This window comes from Nostoc sp., assembly GCF_036919815.1.
Classification (GTDB): domain Bacteria; phylum Cyanobacteriota; class Cyanobacteriia; order Cyanobacteriales; family Nostocaceae; genus Nostoc.
Genome location: NZ_JBALCE010000092.1, coordinates 15,050 through 33,619 on the forward strand (window position 1 = coordinate 15,050; position 18,570 = coordinate 33,619).

The following is an 18,570-nucleotide window of genomic DNA, read 5'->3' on the forward strand; positions in this document are numbered from 1 at the left end:
GAGAGTTTTATTTTTTTAACAGAACTTAACAAAACACACTACAGCACAGTTGATATTGACAGACCGAATAATTCACACGCATTTTGGGTGGTTTGATGGGCGATCGCCTCTACCGTTTCCTGACGCAGTTTAGCTACTTGCTCGGCGACATAAAGCACGTAGGCCGGCTCGTTGCGCCTCTCACCCCGTTTCGGAACTGGAGCCAAGAAAGGACAGTCTGTTTCAATTAGGAGGCGATCGCTACTCACCATCGCAGCTGAGGATTGGATCGCTTTGGCGTTTTTGAACGTTACCGTCCCGCTAAAACTGATGTAGAAGCCTAAATCCAGAAACCATTGAGTTTCTTCTGGCGTTCCTCCCCAGCAATGCATCACACCGCGTACTCTTTCTCCTTTGAGTTCCCGCCATTTTTGCAACATTTCTCTGGTTGCCACAGCCGCATCGCGGCAGTGAATAATCACTGGTAAGTTGAGTTCAGATGCGATCGCTAACTGTGACTCGAACACCATGTACTGTTGCTCATAGTTATTAGCTTTGTAAAAATCCAGCCCCATTTCCCCAATTGCTACCACATTCGAGTCAGAACTCGCTAAAGTTTTGATTTTCTCGGCTGTCTCGCTATTCCATTTCTCAGCATCTAAAGGATGTAATCCCACAGCAAAGCTGATTTCGGTAAATTCTTGGGCTAGGGATTGAATACTAGAAAACTCCTCCGGGTGAACACAGGAATGTACTAAACGCACTACACCTGCTTCTTGCCACCGCGATCGCACTGCTGCTAAATCCGGCTGGAAACTATCAAAGTTGAGATGAACGTGCGTGTCTATCAGTTGCATTCTTTGTCCTTTGTTGTTTGTCCTTCGTCATTTGTCCCCGAAGTTCTGTACCCTCCGGGATGGCGTACCCTTTCTTTTAAGTAAGCTAAACGCAGCGTTTGGTAGAGAAGGCAGATACTTGCGAAATCGTTAGCGCAGCATCTCATAGAGAAGAAACTGCGCTATCGCCGGAAACTGGCGCTCAGACTTCTCTCTTTAGTTTTGTGACCAATGACTAAGGACAAATGACCAATGACTATTCAGCAGCTGTTTGAGTTAGGGGTTTTAGTTTATGAGCCAATCTCGACTTTTTCCTTGCCCCATTGTTGGGATGAAGGACACCACGTTTGATGGCTTTATCGATTTTGCCGTAAGCCTCAGATAACCGAGCCTGCGCTTCTTCTTTTAATTCTGGGGTAGGATTAGCTGCATAGACAGCTACAGCATTAACGTATTTTTTCATCAGCGTCTTGACTGCTGATTTGTAAGCTTTATTACGCAGTCGGTTACGTTCTGCGATTTCGGCACGCTTGAGAGAAGACTTTGTATTCGCCACAGTCAATTCCAAAAATACTACTATTAATATGTACACACACTACTAGACTTACTAATATAGCATCCAAATTGCCAATGTTATAATTTCCTCAAAAAAATTCTTTCATCGGAGATTGGGGAAGAATTTAGTCCCTAGTCCCCGCTCCTCAATCCCCAGTCCTTAATTTTGTGTGTCGTCAATTTAGGAAATGCGTTAAAATAAGGTACATCAAATAAAATAGTAGCCCTAACTCACCACCTGGTTAAGGAATGTGATTGCCAATATAATGTGTCCCTAAAACGGATGTATTGTCAAAGGCAAGGAACTGTAAACAACTAAATTTCAGGTGTTTCAAAGTCCAGAACCGATATTATATCGTGTCTGTACAGATGTTAACTACTAAAAGTTAGGAAAATAAGTAAAAATTATACTCAGACCCTACCCTATATAAATCCGGGGGACTGGATGTGCAAAGACACTACCTGCACCAGAGCAAGGAGTGAGGGTAAGGGCATAAGTGGTAAATGGCACGCCCACTTCCTGCGGCTAGCCTGCCCAGGCTTGTCGGACTGAGCAATTAAGTCGCCTTCTTAAGCAAACAATGTGGTGGCAACCTTGAGAGTATCAAAAAAATCCAGGTTAAGCTAGAGAAGAGAATTAGAGTCAGCTTCCACACCCAAGTTGGTCAAGAGCAATACTAAATCTCAGGTGTGAATATTATAATTTTGGCATTGTCCTTACTCCATGCTGCGAATCATTACTCAGCAGGCAGACGTCAGAGCAGAACTACAACGGATCTGCGATCGCACCCATGACGAACAGGTGCTTCACAAAGAAGCAACGGTGCGGGAAGTTTTGCAAGCAGTGAAGCGCCAAGGCGATAAAGCTGTATTGCATTACACAGCCGAATTTGACAAACAAACCCTGAAAGCAGAAGAACTCCGAGTTACAGGCTCAGAACTAGATGCAGCCTATCAGCAGGTGTCAAAGGAGTTGTTGGACGCAATTCGGCTAGCTTGTCGCCAAATTGAAGCGTTTCATCGTCAGCGAGTACCGAAAAGCTGGGTACACTTTGGCGAGGATGAAATAGTGCTGGGCAAACGCTACACCCCCGTAGACCGAGCGGGATTGTATGTGCCTGGTGGCCGTGCTGCCTATCCCAGTACAGTGCTGATGAATGCAATTCCGGCTCATGTTGCTGCTGTACCCCATGTGGTGATGGTGACACCACCAGGACTAGGGGGTGCAATTAATCCAGCAGTGTTGGTAGCTGCCCAAGAAGCAGGAGTACAAGAAATTTATCGCATTGGGGGCGCACAAGCGATCGCGGCTTTAGCTTATGGTACACAAACGATTCCGAAAGTAAATGTGATTACTGGACCTGGTAACATTTATGTCACCCTAGCCAAAAAACTTGTCTATGGCACCGTCGGTATTGATTCTTTAGCAGGCCCCAGCGAAGTGCTGGTGATTGCCGATGAAACTGCAAATCCGGTGCATATAGCTGCTGACTTGCTAGCCCAAGCCGAACACGATCCAATGGCGGCAGCGATTTTGCTGACGACAGATGCTGCTTTGGCGAAAAACGTACAATTAGCTTTGGAAAGACAGCTAGTGGATCACCCACGGCGAATAGACACAGAAAAAGCGATCGCTCACTACGGCTTGATTGTCGTTGTGGAATCCCTCCAAGCAGCAGCGGAATTTTCAAATGAATTTGCCCCTGAACATCTGGAATTACAAATCAAAGACCCTTGGGCACTATTACCACAGATTCGCCATGCTGGGGCAATATTTTTGGGTTACTCCACACCAGAAGCTGTGGGAGACTATTTGGCAGGCCCTAACCATACCTTGCCAACTTCTGGTGCGGCCCGTTATGCTTCGGCATTAGGGGTTGAAACTTTCCTGAAACACTCCAGTATTATTCAATACTCCCAAACTGCACTGCAAAATGTGGCTGGTGCCATTGATGTGTTAGCAACAGCAGAAGGCTTACATTCCCATGCTGATTCAGTACGACGCCGAATTCAGCAAGAAGAGTGATTTGGAATGCTTAATTTTTTCCTCTATTGTTGGCAAAACTCACTCTATAGGTTAAGATTAAAAGTTTGGATGGCCATATCTAGGGTAAGCTACGCTAACGCGTGCCAGTTGCTAGCCTGTCTTCAGCCGCGCTTTAGGCATCCACAAGTCGGGCATTGCCGACGGCAGTTGCTCCAAAAGTCGGCATTCCCTAACGCCAGTTCTTTGGAGAGGGAAAGCCTGCTGAAGGAACTGGCAAAAAGTCTTCGACGCGAGTTGCTACAATGCACTAGCGTCAAAGTGGGGTGAAACCAACCTATAGCACAGGCTCGAATATATAAACTAATAGGACTTATGCAAAACTACACGCACTTAGGGGCAATTTATGTAGCTTTAGCTGACCGCAGGGTATTGCGCCTATCTAAAAATCATTCTTTTGGGCTATTGTTTGCGTAAGTCCTGACTAAGTAGGCAGATGGAAAATTAATTTAGTGTAGCTGCCAACAAATTTTGCTAGATACTTATGTAAGGAGTCTACTCTTGAGGAGAGGAGAGCGGTGCTAAACAATATTTTGGTAGCTCTAGACGGTTCGGAAATTTCAGAACGAGTAATTCAGACTTTAGATAATTTGGCGTTGTCAAAAGACTCCAAGGTGATTCTCTGCCATGTATTTCCCACACCAGAGTCAGAGATGGAACTACCCGCTGATACTCCTCAGCCAGAGTCCCCAATATTTTCTTATTTTCATATTGAAAAACAGCTGCAATTATATCAGGAAAACTTATCAGTGACAAGTGAGTTAGAACTGGTAACTGGTAATCCTGCCGAAGAGATTATTCGCCTTGCCAATATTTACAAAACCGACTTAATTATAATTGGGAGTCGGGGGTTGATTGGGATGAAGCGAATTGTCGAGGGTTCTGTTAGCAGTCAAGTTGTGGAAGAGGCTAATTGTTCAGTGTTAGTCGTCAAACCAAGGTAAAAATTTCCAACCGAAGCAATGACTATAAGCACCCCAAAACTAACACTTGAGTTTATCAACAGTTGCCTACTAGCAACCGTTGATAGACTTTGTTAAGTTTATTGAAGAAAAGTATGTGGGTAACAATAAACGTATGCTAAAATAACTGCTATCAAAGAAATAGCTAATAGCTATGCCAGGGTTAAGTAGATTAGCAGTTAAGATAGGCGCAAAAATAACTTAACCTGCTCGAACAGGGTAGTTTATTTAAGAGCCTTTAGCCCAGTAAAGATGCGGTTAATGGTCCTGTACTTACGTTTGTTGTTTCCCTTTACTAAACCTCATAAATTTGCCTATTGCCCTAATAGGATAGTTAAACGGCTTACGCAATAGCTGCACTAGCAGATCCACCAGATCCACCAGATCCACCACTAATAGTGCTTCCACTAATATTAACAGTCCCAGAACCGCTATTTATAATGCCAGCGCCACCAGCGCCGCCAGCGCCACCAGTAAGTTTAAGTATTAAGCTAATTAGAGACTTAATTAGAGAGAGTTTAATTCCTCCCTTCTCTGAGCTTTTTTTGCCGCCAGAGAAATTTACTTCTTCGTTGGCGGTTAATGTAGTGAAGAATGTGCTTTCCATAATCTGAGTTCGGGCTTGATTGTGGTAATTTAAGTCACGTCACTCCCAATCAATAGATATAAACGTAAAAGAGTATATTTAGTAACTTGTTTGTGCCGTTAGAAGTATTATACGGCTCTTGCTAAATAGGTCAAGAGATTATTCTTTTAAAAAATAAAAATATATTACTCCTCTTCCTGTTCAGCAAACATATTACATAGTTAGTATTTATACAAATTTCATTAAATATAAGTTTTTAGTTATCAAAAAATCGCAGGCATCAATATATATTGATATAAGCATGGCGATCTAAAAGCTAATTTTGTTTATTAAAAAATGCCTAAATTTAGCTTATTGCGTATTAATACTGATAAACTCAGGAAAATCCCTATAATTAATGATATAATCAAGGAAACTGAGCAAAGTTTTTTATACCAGCTTTACGTAAATAAACTTCTAAAATTCAAAACTGGAATTCTGCATTTTTGAATAAGTATTTTTATGTAAAAAATGCTTTTTGAAAATTATTTTATACAACATTAAGTAGACTGAAGTATAAGTTATTTTAATATAAAAAGGTTTAATTCTACTTAATTATTTATTAATTTAAACAAAGCCCTACTATCTTGATTATACAAATTTTTTGCAAATAAATGAAGAAAGTGTAAAAGTTTAGAGGAAAATTATAAAAATTTGGTATTTATGTATTTATATTAAAATGCGCGATGCGGGTTTATCTGACCAACCCTCGATTAACTCTTTTCTAGAGATATAACGGATGTCAACAGCTGGGTTGGGTCAGCAACTATATATTTCTTACCTTTTTGACTATACAAAACAAATCAGTGAGTACCTCTCCAGTGAATAGTTGCTGGGAGTCGCGCTTGGTTCATCTGGTCTAATATTTCATTAGATGCTCTGACCGAGGGTAGATTAAAACCAAGCACTTCGGCTACCTGCTTCAGTCCTAATAATGTTGTTTCTAATTGCCGAATACTTACCGCTTCCCCGATGCGATTTAGTGTAAAGTTACGCCGCCAGTGTTTGGCAATGGAAGCAAAACAAGCATATCCACGATTTTCTTCGCAATGTTGTGCAAGAATTTGGTTATTTCATTTCACACTCCAGTAGCCAATAACATCGTGACAAAAGCTAAAAAAATAACAGGGTTTTATCCCTGCATAGTTAAAAATTTGACCAACAGCCTAGTTGTATTATCATTCTCATGGACTTTATAGTCCGAAGAATAGACTTCCCAAAATCGATCTAAGCAGATTTTGTACACGTCTTCGCCCAGATGCTCCCTTTATTGTTACTGCGGGTGATCCGTTTCCTCCAGGTGCTCCCTTTCCTCCAGATGCTCCCTTTCCTCCAGATCCTCCGGTTAGTCCAGGAGCTCCGTTTTTTCCAGGTGCTCCGTTTTTTCCAGGTGCCCCGTTTTTTATAACTGTAGTAGTAATGTTAACCTCACCACCAGACAAGTTTGCTTCTTCGGTTTCATTTAGTGAGATAAACATTGGGGATGTTTGAGTGCTTTCCATACTTAACCTAAGTTGCGAATTATCAGTTTTGAAATTTTGAAAAAGCTGTTGTCAGTTAAGATAACGAGAGCAAACACGCACCAAAATGGTTATATTCCATTTCTCAACAGAGAAAATATCGGGAATTTTGGTATGTTTACCTTATTTATCAAGTAGCAGCGCTTGTTTTCCTACTGGATTACTCAAAGGTGAGCACTATGTTTAGGGAAAAGCGCTGCTGAACCTTACCGACGGTTGCTGGTGAGAACACCAATGTTAACTTTGTTGAAGAAAAGTAGATGGGTAGTAATAAACCTATGTTAGCTATGTTAAGATTACTGCGATAAAGAAACAGCTAATAGCTAAGTAAGATTAAATCGATTAGCAATTGAGGCACGTACAAAAGTAGGTTAACCTGCGGCAACAGGGTAAATTATTTCAAACGTGACGCTTTATTTCTTTAAAGGTGCAGTTAATCGTGCTAATCATGTCTTGACGTTTATTGTTTCCCTTCTACTAAACCTCAAAGGTTTAGGTATTGCCCTATACAACAAATCCAATGGCTGGCGCGCCATCTCCACCAGCTCCACCAGCTCCACCAGCTCCACCAGTAACAGTGCCTTTGTCTTTAACAGTAACATTGCCCTTGCCGGTATTTTGGATGCCAGGACCGCCAGCGCCGCCAGTGCCGCCATTGCCGCCATTGCCGCCAGTCAACTTAATAGTTGTAGTTGTAACCTTCTTGTCGTATTTTTTGTGAGGCTTGGGGGAATTACCGCCAGATAGGTTTGCTTCTTCGGTGGGGCTTAAGGCAGTAAATAATGTGCTTTCCATGATTTTAGTTCTCAGTTGATTATTGGGATTTCAAGTCGCGTCACTCCAAAGTATCTTTGGTAACTTTTTTGTGCCGCTAAATGTATTATAAGGCCTTGGCTTAATATATCAAGCAAGGAAGTGTTTAAGAAATATGTATTACACGCCGGAATGAACCATATTACATAGTTCTTCTTTATACAAATTTAATTAGAAATAAGTTTTTATTTATCAAAAAATCGCAGGTGGAAATATATATTGATATAAATATAGCCAGCTAAAAACTTAATTTTGTTAAAAATGTATAGATTAGGCTTATCACGTATTAATACTGGTAAATTAACGAAAATACATAGGATTAAAGATATAGTTAAGGTAACCAAAGAACATTTTTTATACGAGTTCTACTTAAATAAAGTTACCAAACTCAAAAGAGGGATTCTGTCTTTTTGAATAAAAGTAGTACGTAATAATCTGTTGCTGGTAATTATTTTATACGACATTAATTTTAATAAATATAATTTCTTTTAATATAAAATGGTTTAACTTCGCTGAAAGATTTATTAATTGGAAAAAAGTTTTATATTCTACAAATTTTATGGAAATAAATGAAGAAAGGATAAAATTAATTTTAAAGAAAAATTTTAAAGATTTGGTGTTACTACTAAAATCCGCTGATTATATTAGACTTAGCTGTATATAACCTTGACATTAACATATTAACTAATCTAACGCAATATGCGGCTTTCTCTCAAACCCAACCCCCAACCCCTTCCCTACTAGCGTGGGAGAGAGAAATAAAAGTGAGGTGAGAATAATAAGTCTGACATCGCCAGTAGGCAGGAATTAACTTAACTATGTAACAAAATGTAAACCCATCAAAGTCCTTGCGATTGCTTTGTTGCACTCTATTTCACTCGCAATGACATACTTATAAATTTTCTCACCCACCTACTTACAGGCAAGGTACTTATCAGTAATAAAAGCTAAAGCGATCGCTTTCGTGCCGGACGGCGAAAACGCTAAATTATGGGAGTTTTGCAAAAAAGCTTATTTAAAGAGAAGACGGCAATACCCGGCAGAATCAGTTATGACGATCGCAAATCAATGCACAACTCAAAGCGCTAAAAATTCAAATGGTTACTGAGTCCAATGCAATGTGACAGGCGATCGCATTCAATCTCAAATTTTTTCGGAGTTAGAATTAACAGTTAAACAAGTGTTGACAGCCGACAATTAAAAATAATTTAAGGATTTCAAAAATCTAATCCAATACATTGTGAAAAAACCCAAAAAAATAGCAGGGTTTTATACCTGCATAGATTAGCGCTTATTGCCTACTTGACTACTCAAAGATAAGCAGTCTTTTCAGAAAAAAGCTCTAAAAAAGCCTATTAACTGTGGCTATGAAACAACAGTCAATCATAATTTGTTAAGTTTGAAAACCCTGATAAAACAAGAAACATTGCTAATTCATATCAGGCATGATTTGGAAATTTTAATTATCAACCGAATACAAATTGGTTACCTGAACCGCCAGTCGCAGATCCAGAGTTGCCACCAATGGAACCACCGGTAGCAGCACCACCGCCTGCGCCATTAATATCTCCAAAGAAAAAGATATAATATACAGTTTTCGGCTGCTTATTAGGCTTTTCACCCTTGTCAGCTTTTTTCCCTCCAGACATACTTGCTTCTTCGTTGGAAGTCAGTTCTGTAAAAAACGTTTTGCTCTCGTTCATTAAGTTCATTAAGCTTTAGATTGTGATTAATATGGTCGATTTCTGAAGATAGCAACTTTGTGCTGCCAGAAGTATTATACGGCTCTTGCTAGATAGGTCAAGTAATTATTTGTTTAAAAATAAAAATATATATTAGACCTCTTCCTCTTTAGCAAAGACATTACATAGTTAGTATTTATACAAATTTAATTAAAAATAAGTTGTTATTTCTCAAAAAATTGCAGGCATCAATATGTATTGATATAAATACGGCAATCTAAAAGCTTAATTTTGTCAAAAAATGTATAATTTAAGCAATACCTTTGCCAAAAAAAGAGGTAGTATAGCTTTTGCCGAAACAGCCCTACACAAGAGCGTGCTTGATTCTTAGGCAAAACGTAAAACTCCAGTTCCTACGGACAGGACAGTATAAATTCCTGACACGGAAACTACACAGGATTTTATTGGCTCAGTTTTTTGTCTTATGGCAAAAATAAGCGTGTAAAATCTTAGGTTTGCTCTATGTCAATATTCGTAAATTGGCGAAGGTATTGTTAAGCTTATTACATATTAATACTGGTAATTTAACGAAAATGTCCAGAATTAAAGATATAGTCAAGCAAACCAAACAACATTTTTATACGAGTTCTACTTAAATAAATTTCTAAAACTCAAAACTGGTGGGATTCTGCATTTTTGAATAAGTATTTTTATGTAAAAATAGTTTTTTGTAGTTATTTTATACAACCAAAAGTTGAATTGATATAATTTCTTTTAATAAAAAAACGTTTAACTTGCTGAAATATTTATTAATTGGAAAAAAGCTTTATATCGTAATAGGATTTTGTTAAGTTTGTTAAACAAAGTCAGTGGGCGACAATAAAGGTATGTTAATCTAGCAGGAAACAGCTAATGACTAAGCGTAGAACCATGCCATTAGCTGTTTAAGACTCGCTCAAAAGTAACTTAGCCTACATAATCAAGAGGTTAAATAATTTTAGAGGCGAGACTTTATCGCTGTAGAGACGTGATTAATCGCGTCTTTACATTTATTATCAAGAATGGTAGTAATAGTTACCAGCGCCGCCAGTATTAGAGGAACCCCTGCCACCACCATTATTTATTTGACCGCCGGAAGCAGCAGGACCGCCTGCGCCCTGAATAATCGGAACAATAATCACCACTGGTTTTGGTGGTGGTGTAGGTGTAGTACCAGTACCACCAGACAGAGTTGCTTCTTCGTTGCTGCTTAATGCAGTAAACAATGTGCTTTCCATGATTTTAGCTCTCACTTGATTGTTGGGATTAAACTCACGTCACTGGAAAGTAAGAAATATAAACGTAAAGTGTATATTTAGTAACTATTTTGTGCCGTTAAAAGTATCATACGACTCTTGCTTAAAAAGTCAAGCAACTAAGTGTTTAAGAAATATGTATTAGACGTCTTCAACAAAGGTATTACCTTGTTACTATTTATACAAAATTAATTAAAAATAAGTTTTTAATTATCAAAAAATCGCAGGCATCAATATATATTGATATAAGTATGCCGATCTAAAAGCTTGATTTAGTCGAAAAATGTATAATTTAAGCTTATTAAGTATTAATACTGATAAATTAGACAATATACCCAAAGTTAAACATATCATCAAACAAATCAAACAAATCAAACAAATTTTTTATAGTAGTTGTATTTAAATGCATTTATAAAAATTTAAACTGTAATTGTGATTTTTGAATAAGTATTTTTTAGATAAAAATTTCGCTGATTGAATATTTTTATACAGCACTAATTTTAAGATATATAATTTATTTTAATAGATAAACTCATAATTTTGCTTAATTATTGATTAGGTTGAAAAAGTTTTATTCTAGACACCACAATTTTTTTGAAATTAAATAAATAAAAGATAAAATTATAGATAAAATTATAAAGATTTGATGTTCCTACTAAAACACGTTAATTCCTATATTAAATGTAGCTGTATATAAGCTTGATATTTATATACTCAGATCAAAGGACAAGGCACTTATAGCGCTTCTCATGTGGATGCAATACAAAACATCGTAAGATCCCTCTAAATCCACCTTAAGCAGATGGGAAATACGGGGGCGGGATCGCTATTCTGCAAATTAAGGAAACACGACAAGCTTTTAAAGCTGCTGTTGCTAGACTAGAACAGGCTAAAGCGGGACTGAATCACAGTGATGCTAATGTGGCGATCGTCCAGGAACGGATTGCCCAAGGTTTATATAAAATAGGATGATAAATTTGGCTTAGGTCTTTTATGAGTTTCCGCCGCATTCTCCAAGTTGGTGAATCTTATACTTTCAGCCGATATTTTGAATTGCCTTTCACGATTGATGATATTTTAGCCGAATTAAATTGCACTATTGAAAGGAAAAATCTCACATTACCTGAATCATCAGAAATTTTAGACATCCAATTTTTACAGCAGCAACTTCGGCGTAATTTCTCTCATATTGATTTAGTTAATGAAACTACTAGACGCGAAGCTTTAATTGGTCCAATTTTATTTGAAGTATGCGATTTAACTAATCAGAAGCTCAATATAGAATATTCCATTGCTGTCAACGACTATCTGAAAGGGACTCTCGACTACTATATTGCAGCACCTCAAAATTTATTAGTCATCGAAGCCAAACAATCAGATTTAGTTAGAGGCTTTACTCAACTCGCTGTTGAATTAATAGCACTTGACCAATGGACTAAATCCACATCTGAACTTCTATATGGAGCAGTTACGACTGGTGAAGACTGGCGTTTTGGAGTTTACCATCGGGCGAATCGTCAGGTGACTCAAGACCAGAAACGTTATCAAGTTCCAGGAGATTTATCTGTGCTGGTAAAAATTATTGTAGGTATTCTTTCTGGTTCATAAACTGGGGACTGGGGACGCAAAGAATAACCAATAGACCTCTTGCATAAATCAAAAAATTTGAACCCCACCCCGCCAAAGCTACGCTTGTCTCCCCTCCCGAAGAGCGGGGCTACAGTGTACATACAAGTCTTTCTGAACGGCAATTTCCGGGTTAAGTCTCATAGCCCCTGAGATACCTCACCCTGGTTTTACTACGTAAAATCTCTCCCTCTCCTTATTAAGGAGAGGGATTAAAGATAGGACTCTTTGAGGTTTTAGAGGACTTTTGGGTAATCGGATAACTGGCTGGGGGTGGGGTGTTAGGGACTTTTGCAAGAGGTCAGTCGATTCAACGCTCTTGAGTTGCCAAAAACTGACGCAAGCTCAACAAACTCAAAGTTTGACCCAAATTCAAGGGCAAAAGTGAAACTCCTTCCAAGCGGGATTGTACCCAACCTTCTCCCCAGTACCATTCGTGGAACCCGTCAATGCCTCCGCTGAGTACCAAGCGGAGGCAGTTGGATTTCACAACGTCTACTTGATGATGAATCGCAACTGGCCCAGTCCAGGTAGTAAACTGGAATCCGGGAAGCAGTTCTTCTGGCATTCCTGGCGCAAAGCGTTGCCCTAAGAGCCATTTTTCTAGTTGCACCGGATGCAGCAGACTGTCACGAATTGCATCTATTGGTGCTTCAATTTCGATTCGCAGTTGACTTTGTTGAAAATTACCCAGCATTTTTCTAGGATTACCTAAAGGTGAGACATCGCTATTTCTAATATTGCAAATACAATCACTGATTATTACCGCGTCACTTTTCTACCAGCAGAGAACTTAGAATAGAAAAAGTGAACTTGTTAAGAAATGTAAGGTTATTCATGGCGGATCAGTTAATTCGTGCAACAGCAGCCGAAGGTGGAATTCGTGCCATAGGTGTGATCACCACACGTTTAACAGAAGAAGCACGGGGACGCCATAAGCTTTCCTATGTGGCAACGGCAGCACTAGGTCGGACTATGGCAGCAGGTTTGTTAATGGCTTCTAGTATGAAGCGAACTGGGTCGAGGGTGAATGTGCGAGTCAAGGGCGATGGGCCTTTAGGTGGGATATTGGTAGATGCAGGCTTAGATGGCACGGTACGCGGATATGTCGGGAATCCATCTGTGGAATTGCCTCCCAATGCCAAAGGTAAGCTTGACGTTGGTGGTGCAGTGGGTAACGGCTACCTCTACGTTGTCCGGGATATCGGTTATGGTTATCCCTACTCTAGTACTGTTGAACTAGTTTCTGGGGAAATTGGCGATGATGTGGCTCATTATCTGCTGAATTCCGAACAAACACCTTCAGCTTTAGTTTTAGGTGTCTTCGTGGGAGCAGGTGGAGTAACTGCGGCTGGCGGATTACTGCTACAAATATTACCTAAAGCTGCCAGAGACGAAGCTTTAGTAGAAAAGTTGGAATCACGGGTTGCTGGTCTAGCAGGATTTACGCCATTGCTGCAAGCTGGGAAGAGTTTGACTGAAATCTTAGGCGACTTGCTGGGAGATATGGGGCTGACAATCTTTCCCGAACGGCAAATGCTGCGCTTCAAATGTGGTTGTTCTTTCGATCGCGTTTTGGGGGCACTGAAGATGTTGGGAGAAGCCGAACTGCAAGATATGATTATCAAAGATGATGGCGCTGAAGCAACTTGCGACTTTTGCGGCAACGTCTACCAGGCAAGTAGCGATCAGTTAGCTCAACTAATTGCCGATTTGCAAGCTGAATCTATCGTTTGCGAATAAAGTATAAAATGGCACTGATTTTTGAGATTGTTAATGGTATTTTGGGCAGAGAGATAATCAAAAAAGTAGCTTTTTAATCACGAGAAAGTTACTATGGCAGCAATGGAATTATCAAGCTAAAACAGAGCGCTATTCAATTATTTTGGTGTGAGAGATGACAGAGCGGGATATTCCAGAGAGTTGGTCTTCAGCCAGTGGAAGAGAGCCAGATCAAAACACAAGATTATCCAGAACAGAAGAATTCGGTGAAACTCAACCATTTGGTGTTCCAGCTACTGGTTCTACCTCTAAGTCAGTGAAGCGGCGAAAAAAAAACGATCGGAATCGCAAAGCGTCTCGTAGAGAAGGATTACATATAAATAGTCATTCAGAAGAAACTGCCCAACTCAGTAAAAGTTCTGGGAAATGGCCACGCTGGATGAAAAGCTGGACGTTGTGGCTAGTACTACTAATGTTGATTCCCGGCAGTGTAGGATTCTTGGCAGTGGCAATGCTGTTGAAGTTGCCAACTGCCCCGAATTGCCCATCGATTTTCTGGCCTCTAGCTAGTGCTTCTGTGCGGCTACACTGCGCTCAGTTAGCGGCTTCTAAAGAGACAGTGAACGACCTATTGCAAGCGATCGCTCTAGTGAAGGAACTACCACAAAATCACCCCTTGCATGGAGAAATTGACCGTTTCATCGAAGAATGGTCACGGGATATTTTGAAGCTAGCTGATCAAAGTTTCCAAACTGGGAATTTAGACGAAGCGATCGCAACTGCCCAGAAAATCCCCCAAGATGTGGTTGCTTATAAATTAGTTGATGAACAAATTGGCAAATGGCAGTCAATTTGGTCAAAAGCAGAAGCTACATACAACGGTGCGATCGCCGAAGTGCGAGAACGGCACTGGCAATCGGCATTCATGTTATCCGCGAAAATGCTGCGCGTAGACAATCAATACTGGGCGGGTACTAAATACGACCAATTGAATCGTCTAATTGCCACAGCGCGTGAAGATGGCGATAAGTTAGGCAAAGCTGAAAACTTAGCAAGTAGTAAAGTAGTTGATAATTTACTAGAAGCGATCAAGATAGCCGAGTCGATTGGGCAGGAAAGTTATATTTACCAAAAAGCTCAGTCAGCGATTCCCGGATTTGGACGCAAAATGCTGGAATTGGCACAAGCAAAACTAGACAAGCGGGATGCTGATGAGGCGCTGAATATTGCCAGACAAATACCGGAAAGTACGAAACTCCAAGCCGAAACAGATGACTTTATCGCCATAGCTGACGCGAAAAGGAGTGCTTGGATCGGTAATGTTTCTGGTTTAGAGGCTGCGATCGCCCAAGCACAACAAATTGACCCTTCCAGACCAGTGTATAACGAAGCACAGCAACTGATTGCTCGTTGGCAGTTGGAAATTGAAGATGTTGCCAATTTAGAAAAAGCGAGAATATTGGCTAGTCAGGGAACAGTCCCCAATTTAACAGCAGCGATCGCCCAAGTAGAACTCATCCCTGCTAGTAACCCTAGAGCCACAGAAGCTAGGCAAGAGATGGGTCGCTGGCGTGCCCAAGTGGAGACAATTGAAGACCAACCTTACTTAGACCGCGCCGACCAGATGGCGGTATTCGAGGATATTAACTCCTTGCAAGCTGCGATCGCACAGGCCAGCGAAATCCGTAGAGGTCGTGCATTATATCCAGAAGCACGGAAAAAAATTCGGACTTGGGTAGGAAAGATTCAGCGAATTCAAGACCAGCCCTACTTGGATCAGGCACAAGAACTGGCTCAGAGTGGAAATCTCACCGCCGCCATTGGCGCAGCTCAACAAATTGCCTCGTCGGGAAGGGCGCTTTCTGGGGAAGCACAAGCTGCTATAGATGAGTGGGAAGGGCAAATCCGCACCAAAGAAAACTGGAAAAAAGCCCAGGAAGTGGGGGCGGCTGGCACGCCAGAAGCGTTGGTTGAGGCAATACGACTGGCAGATCGGGTTTCAAACAAAAGCATCTTACGTATGGATGCAAATCAGGCTATTGACCAGTGGAGTCAGCAATTGTTAGAAATAGCCCGCTCTCAAGGTCAGTCTGATATTGCCAGAGGGATTGACATTGCCAAATCGATTCCACGCGGTAGTGGTGCTTACAGTGGGGCGCAAGAGCAAATTAAGGCATGGCAGCAATTTCTCAATCCTCAACCCTCGCCTCAGCCTCAGCTTGAGTCTCCACAATTGCCACCATCAACGACTATTAATGGTCAGTAATATCCTTATTAACGATTAAAACCTTTTGATTCGGCATTTTCAAAGTGTATTAGGACTTCGCAAAACTACACGGTGTAGGGGCAATACCCTGCGTGTTCGCGTAGCGTTCTGTAGGAAAGCTAAAGCTACATGAATTGCCCCTACAAAAATTTATTCTCCGATCCCTTCTCCCCATTCCTTAATTACAGAAAATAGTGATGAGTAATCATCATCAGCAAATGACATTTTCACGGCTGTTTGCAAGATTTGCCGCACACCTTTAATACTGCTGAGATCCAAACTCCGAGATTTCGCTTCCGAGATAAATAATTCTGTATCTTTAAGCAAGTGTTTTGTGGGAAAATTGGGATCAGCATAATTGCCATCCAACATCCGTTGTAGCTTTTTGTCAAAGGTAGGTGCGTAGAGTGAACTGTCGCGCAATATTTGCATAAATACATCCACATCCACACCCTGACGCTGGATAAAAGCTAGACTCAGAGCAAAACTAGTTGTTAGGGAAGCTATTAGTTGATTTAGTGCCAATTTCAGCGCCGCAGCAGATCCCACTGGACCTATAAGTAAAGGTTCTGTGCCAAAATTTTGGAGTAACTTGAAGTGGCGTTCATATTGTTCTGGTTCGGCGCCTACCATAACACTCAACTTCCCAGCTTTTGCTTCCGGGATACTCCCTAATACGGGTGCTTCTAAATACTCACCACCACCTGCAACAACTGCATCTCTAATTTCCTGGCTTTCTGTGGGGGTAATTGTTCCCATTTGGATAATCGTGCGCCCTTCCAGAGTTTGCCAAGCCGTATCTGAAAGCAACACATTATAAATAGCCGAGGCATTAGTAAGCATGAGGATGACGCACTCAGCAGCACGAATGGCGTGGCGCGGATGTGTGACAATTTCAGCCCCAGATGCTTGTAGTGGTGCTAATTTTTCTGGGGTGCGATTGTAGGCAACTAGCTGTATATCTGCGGCTAATAACCTTTGAGCCATTGGTAGTCCCATCAGTCCAGTTCCCAGAAATGCCACCTTCATGTTTCATGTTCCTTTGGTACAGCGTCAAACAATTTTAGATTTTAGATTTTGGATTCACCCCAGGGCTATTTCATTCTCATCTAGTCCGCCTCAGAATGAATTCTGAGTCTAATAGCACTCATTCGTCTAAAGACGACTAAGAAAAGGTTTATAGTCCGTTTTAAGTTTCCCTATTCCCCACTCCCTACTCCCTAACTTTTGGCAATCAACCACCAGCAGCAAAAGTCGCCATAATTATCACTGAAAGTAAAATACCTGGAGTAAGTAAGGTTACTAGCATTAGCAGGTCATGAGTAGTCATAATTATTACTTTTGTAGGGTGTTTCAGTTTACAGTAATCACTGTATGCTATTTTAACTTTTAAAATTTACCTTTACTCTGGCAGAGTCAATCCTTTTAGTGGTTGAGAAATTTCTGTCTTGTCCAAACCTTTGCTCTGAACTAGGACTCCAAAACCACCTAGTCCTGTGGGATCTATAAGTTGGTGTAGTGCGTCCCGCCGTTGTAGAAACTCTGAGAGGGGTTGCTGTTGATTAGAAAGTGTAGCAATACGATCGCCTAATCCCAACGCCATCAAAAATAATCCCTGCTGGATAAAACCGACTTTCTCTAAACTACACCGCTCACCCCAGCGTGACAAAGCCGTAAAGTCAACATGGGCAGTGATATCTTGTCTTCCAATATTGATATAGGGGTTGTCATGGAAACGATGATGATAATAACACTGTAGCGTTCCTTGCGATCGCCTGGGATTATAGTAACGACTGGCGGGGTAGCCATAATCAATTGTTAACACATAGCCGCGCTGCAAGCGGTCTGCTACTATACTCAACCAGTCTAGAACAGCTAAATTAATTTCACTGCGATAGCCATCTGGATATGCACTTTGGGCAAAGTTGATTTGCAATAAATCCAAATATTCAGCTAGTTGGGGCGTTGAAGGTTGCCCTGTGACTTCCACAAATACAAAATTTGACCTCTCCCCCAACCCCTCCCCTCCCCTGGTAGGGGAGAAAGATTCTTCCTTAGCTTCTAGGGAAGGGGGTTGGATTGTCACATAAATTTCTCGGAGTTCTCCCGTTTCTAGAATGAATTGATGTACGGGAAATGCGTCTACTAATTCATTAGAAAAAAAGCAGCCTGCGATCGCATTCGGTGGTATATCCTCTAGATTGCACCAACGCACAGGCAAATCTTGCAAGCGTTCCTGCTGTTCTTCTCTTAAAGTTGGAGACTTTTCAACAATGATGTACTCCAGCGCCGTAAAAAAATCTGGGTAGCGTAGCTGATGATATTTGAGGATATGCAATGCTAGCAGTCCTTGACCTGCTCCCATTTCTACCAGAGAAAAGGGTACAGGTTTTCCTAAAATCTCCCACATTTGAAAAAATTGTTCTGCTAGTAACTCGCCAAAGTCAGCACAGAGGTTTGGCGAGGTGAAAAAATCACCACCTTGAAAGCCAATTTTGACTGCATCGCTGGAATAATAGCCGTGTTCAGGGTGGTATAATACCATATCCATGAATTGGGCAAAAGTAATTCGTTGTTGAGGATTGGTCGTAATGTGATTTGCGATCGCTGCACACAGCAAAGCATTTGAATCCATAAAGGTTAAA

General features: G+C 40.8%; 15 protein-coding genes. 5 read left to right on the forward strand and 10 right to left on the reverse strand.

Annotated features, from left to right (window positions below; genetic code table 11):
- Window positions 1-38 precede the first annotated feature (38 nt).
- Both V7K15_RS21900 and rpsT read right to left on the reverse strand, forming a co-directional pair.
- Window positions 39-836 carry a TatD family hydrolase gene (locus tag V7K15_RS21900; RefSeq protein WP_334908715.1) on the reverse strand — a complete coding sequence of 266 codons (798 nt, stop codon included), beginning with the start codon at window positions 834-836 and terminating at the stop codon, window positions 39-41.
- 235 nt (window positions 837-1,071) lie between these two features.
- The gene (gene rpsT / locus V7K15_RS21905) at window positions 1,072-1,371 is read right to left on the reverse strand and encodes a 30S ribosomal protein S20 (RefSeq protein WP_334908717.1); all 300 of its coding nucleotides are present in this window, start codon (window positions 1,369-1,371) and stop codon (window positions 1,072-1,074) included.
- 723 nt (window positions 1,372-2,094) lie between these two features.
- On the opposite strand from rpsT, the gene hisD reads away from it, so the two are divergent.
- Both hisD and V7K15_RS21915 read left to right on the forward strand, forming a co-directional pair.
- Complete coding sequence (hisD, locus tag V7K15_RS21910) at window positions 2,095-3,396, forward strand: histidinol dehydrogenase (protein ID WP_334908719.1); 1,302 nt, start codon at window positions 2,095-2,097, stop codon at window positions 3,394-3,396.
- 536 nt (window positions 3,397-3,932) lie between these two features.
- Window positions 3,933-4,358, forward strand: a complete 426-nt coding sequence (locus V7K15_RS21915) for a universal stress protein (RefSeq protein ID WP_334908721.1) — start codon at window positions 3,933-3,935, stop codon at window positions 4,356-4,358.
- A gap of 361 nt (window positions 4,359-4,719) precedes the next feature.
- On the opposite strand, the gene V7K15_RS21920 is transcribed toward V7K15_RS21915, so the two are convergent.
- The 5 genes from V7K15_RS21920 to V7K15_RS21940 all read right to left on the reverse strand — a co-directional run bounded on the left by V7K15_RS21920 (window position 4,720) and on the right by V7K15_RS21940 (window position 10,293).
- On the reverse strand, window positions 4,720-4,983 hold the full coding sequence (locus V7K15_RS21920; protein ID WP_334908723.1) for a hypothetical protein: 264 nt from the start codon (window positions 4,981-4,983) through the stop codon (window positions 4,720-4,722).
- An 821-nt stretch (window positions 4,984-5,804) separates the two neighbouring features.
- Complete coding sequence (locus V7K15_RS21925) at window positions 5,805-6,065, reverse strand: cysteine peptidase family C39 domain-containing protein (RefSeq protein ID WP_334908780.1); 261 nt, start codon at window positions 6,063-6,065, stop codon at window positions 5,805-5,807.
- A 960-nt stretch (window positions 6,066-7,025) separates the two neighbouring features.
- Window positions 7,026-7,316 (reverse strand): hypothetical protein, encoded by a 291-nt coding sequence (locus V7K15_RS21930; protein WP_334908725.1) that lies wholly within the window; start codon window positions 7,314-7,316, stop codon window positions 7,026-7,028.
- A 1,484-nt stretch (window positions 7,317-8,800) separates the two neighbouring features.
- Window positions 8,801-9,037 carry a hypothetical protein gene (locus V7K15_RS21935; protein WP_334908727.1) on the reverse strand — a complete coding sequence of 79 codons (237 nt, stop codon included), beginning with the start codon at window positions 9,035-9,037 and terminating at the stop codon, window positions 8,801-8,803.
- 1,034 nt (window positions 9,038-10,071) lie between these two features.
- Complete coding sequence (locus V7K15_RS21940; protein ID WP_334908729.1) at window positions 10,072-10,293, reverse strand: hypothetical protein; 222 nt, start codon at window positions 10,291-10,293, stop codon at window positions 10,072-10,074.
- A 1,011-nt stretch (window positions 10,294-11,304) separates the two neighbouring features.
- Here V7K15_RS21940 and V7K15_RS21945 point away from each other — a divergent pair.
- Window positions 11,305-11,919, forward strand: a complete 615-nt coding sequence (locus V7K15_RS21945; RefSeq protein ID WP_334908731.1) for a hypothetical protein — start codon at window positions 11,305-11,307, stop codon at window positions 11,917-11,919.
- Between the two features lie 328 nt (window positions 11,920-12,247).
- On the opposite strand, the gene V7K15_RS21950 is transcribed toward V7K15_RS21945, so the two are convergent.
- Window positions 12,248-12,634, reverse strand: coding sequence for a hypothetical protein (locus tag V7K15_RS21950; RefSeq protein ID WP_334908733.1), 387 nt, complete (start codon window positions 12,632-12,634; stop codon window positions 12,248-12,250).
- Window positions 12,635-12,774: 140 nt separating this feature from the next.
- Between V7K15_RS21950 and hslO the strand changes: the two genes are divergently transcribed.
- Entirely contained in the window at window positions 12,775-13,680 is a 906-nt protein-coding gene (gene hslO / locus V7K15_RS21955) for an Hsp33 family molecular chaperone HslO (protein ID WP_334908735.1), read from the forward strand.
- A gap of 154 nt (window positions 13,681-13,834) precedes the next feature.
- Window positions 13,835-15,925: a chromosome segregation ATPase gene (locus V7K15_RS21960; protein WP_334908737.1), complete on the forward strand. Its 2,091-nt coding sequence runs from the start codon at window positions 13,835-13,837 to the stop codon at window positions 15,923-15,925.
- 150 nt (window positions 15,926-16,075) lie between these two features.
- On the opposite strand, the gene V7K15_RS21965 is transcribed toward V7K15_RS21960, so the two are convergent.
- On the reverse strand, window positions 16,076-16,954 hold the full coding sequence (locus V7K15_RS21965) for an NAD(P)-dependent oxidoreductase (RefSeq protein ID WP_334908739.1): 879 nt from the start codon (window positions 16,952-16,954) through the stop codon (window positions 16,076-16,078).
- Between the two features lie 373 nt (window positions 16,955-17,327).
- Entirely contained in the window at window positions 17,328-18,560 is a 1,233-nt protein-coding gene (locus tag V7K15_RS21970) for a class I SAM-dependent methyltransferase (RefSeq protein ID WP_334908741.1), read from the reverse strand.
- Window positions 18,561-18,570 lie beyond the last annotated feature (10 nt).

Excerpts from the sequence above, each read along its gene's own strand:
- V7K15_RS21940 (WP_334908729.1), bottom strand. The coding sequence starts at position 10,293 with ATGGAAAGCACATTGTTTACTGCATTAAGCAGCAACGAAGAAGCAACT.
- V7K15_RS21950 (WP_334908733.1), bottom strand. The coding sequence starts at position 12,634 with ATGCTGGGTAATTTTCAACAAAGTCAACTGCGAATCGAAATTGAAGCA.
- V7K15_RS21945 (WP_334908731.1), top strand. The coding sequence starts at position 11,305 with ATGAGTTTCCGCCGCATTCTCCAAGTTGGTGAATCTTATACTTTCAGC.
- hslO (WP_334908735.1), top strand. The coding sequence starts at position 12,775 with ATGGCGGATCAGTTAATTCGTGCAACAGCAGCCGAAGGTGGAATTCGT.
- V7K15_RS21920 (WP_334908723.1), bottom strand. The coding sequence starts at position 4,983 with ATGGAAAGCACATTCTTCACTACATTAACCGCCAACGAAGAAGTAAAT.
- V7K15_RS21935 (WP_334908727.1), bottom strand. The coding sequence starts at position 9,037 with ATGAACGAGAGCAAAACGTTTTTTACAGAACTGACTTCCAACGAAGAA.
- V7K15_RS21900 (WP_334908715.1), bottom strand. The coding sequence starts at position 836 with ATGCAACTGATAGACACGCACGTTCATCTCAACTTTGATAGTTTCCAG.
- hisD (WP_334908719.1), top strand. The coding sequence starts at position 2,095 with ATGCTGCGAATCATTACTCAGCAGGCAGACGTCAGAGCAGAACTACAA.
- V7K15_RS21930 (WP_334908725.1), bottom strand. The coding sequence starts at position 7,316 with ATGGAAAGCACATTATTTACTGCCTTAAGCCCCACCGAAGAAGCAAAC.
- V7K15_RS21965 (WP_334908739.1), bottom strand. The coding sequence starts at position 16,954 with ATGAAGGTGGCATTTCTGGGAACTGGACTGATGGGACTACCAATGGCT.
- V7K15_RS21970 (WP_334908741.1), bottom strand. The coding sequence starts at position 18,560 with ATGGATTCAAATGCTTTGCTGTGTGCAGCGATCGCAAATCACATTACG.
- V7K15_RS21960 (WP_334908737.1), top strand. The coding sequence starts at position 13,835 with ATGACAGAGCGGGATATTCCAGAGAGTTGGTCTTCAGCCAGTGGAAGA.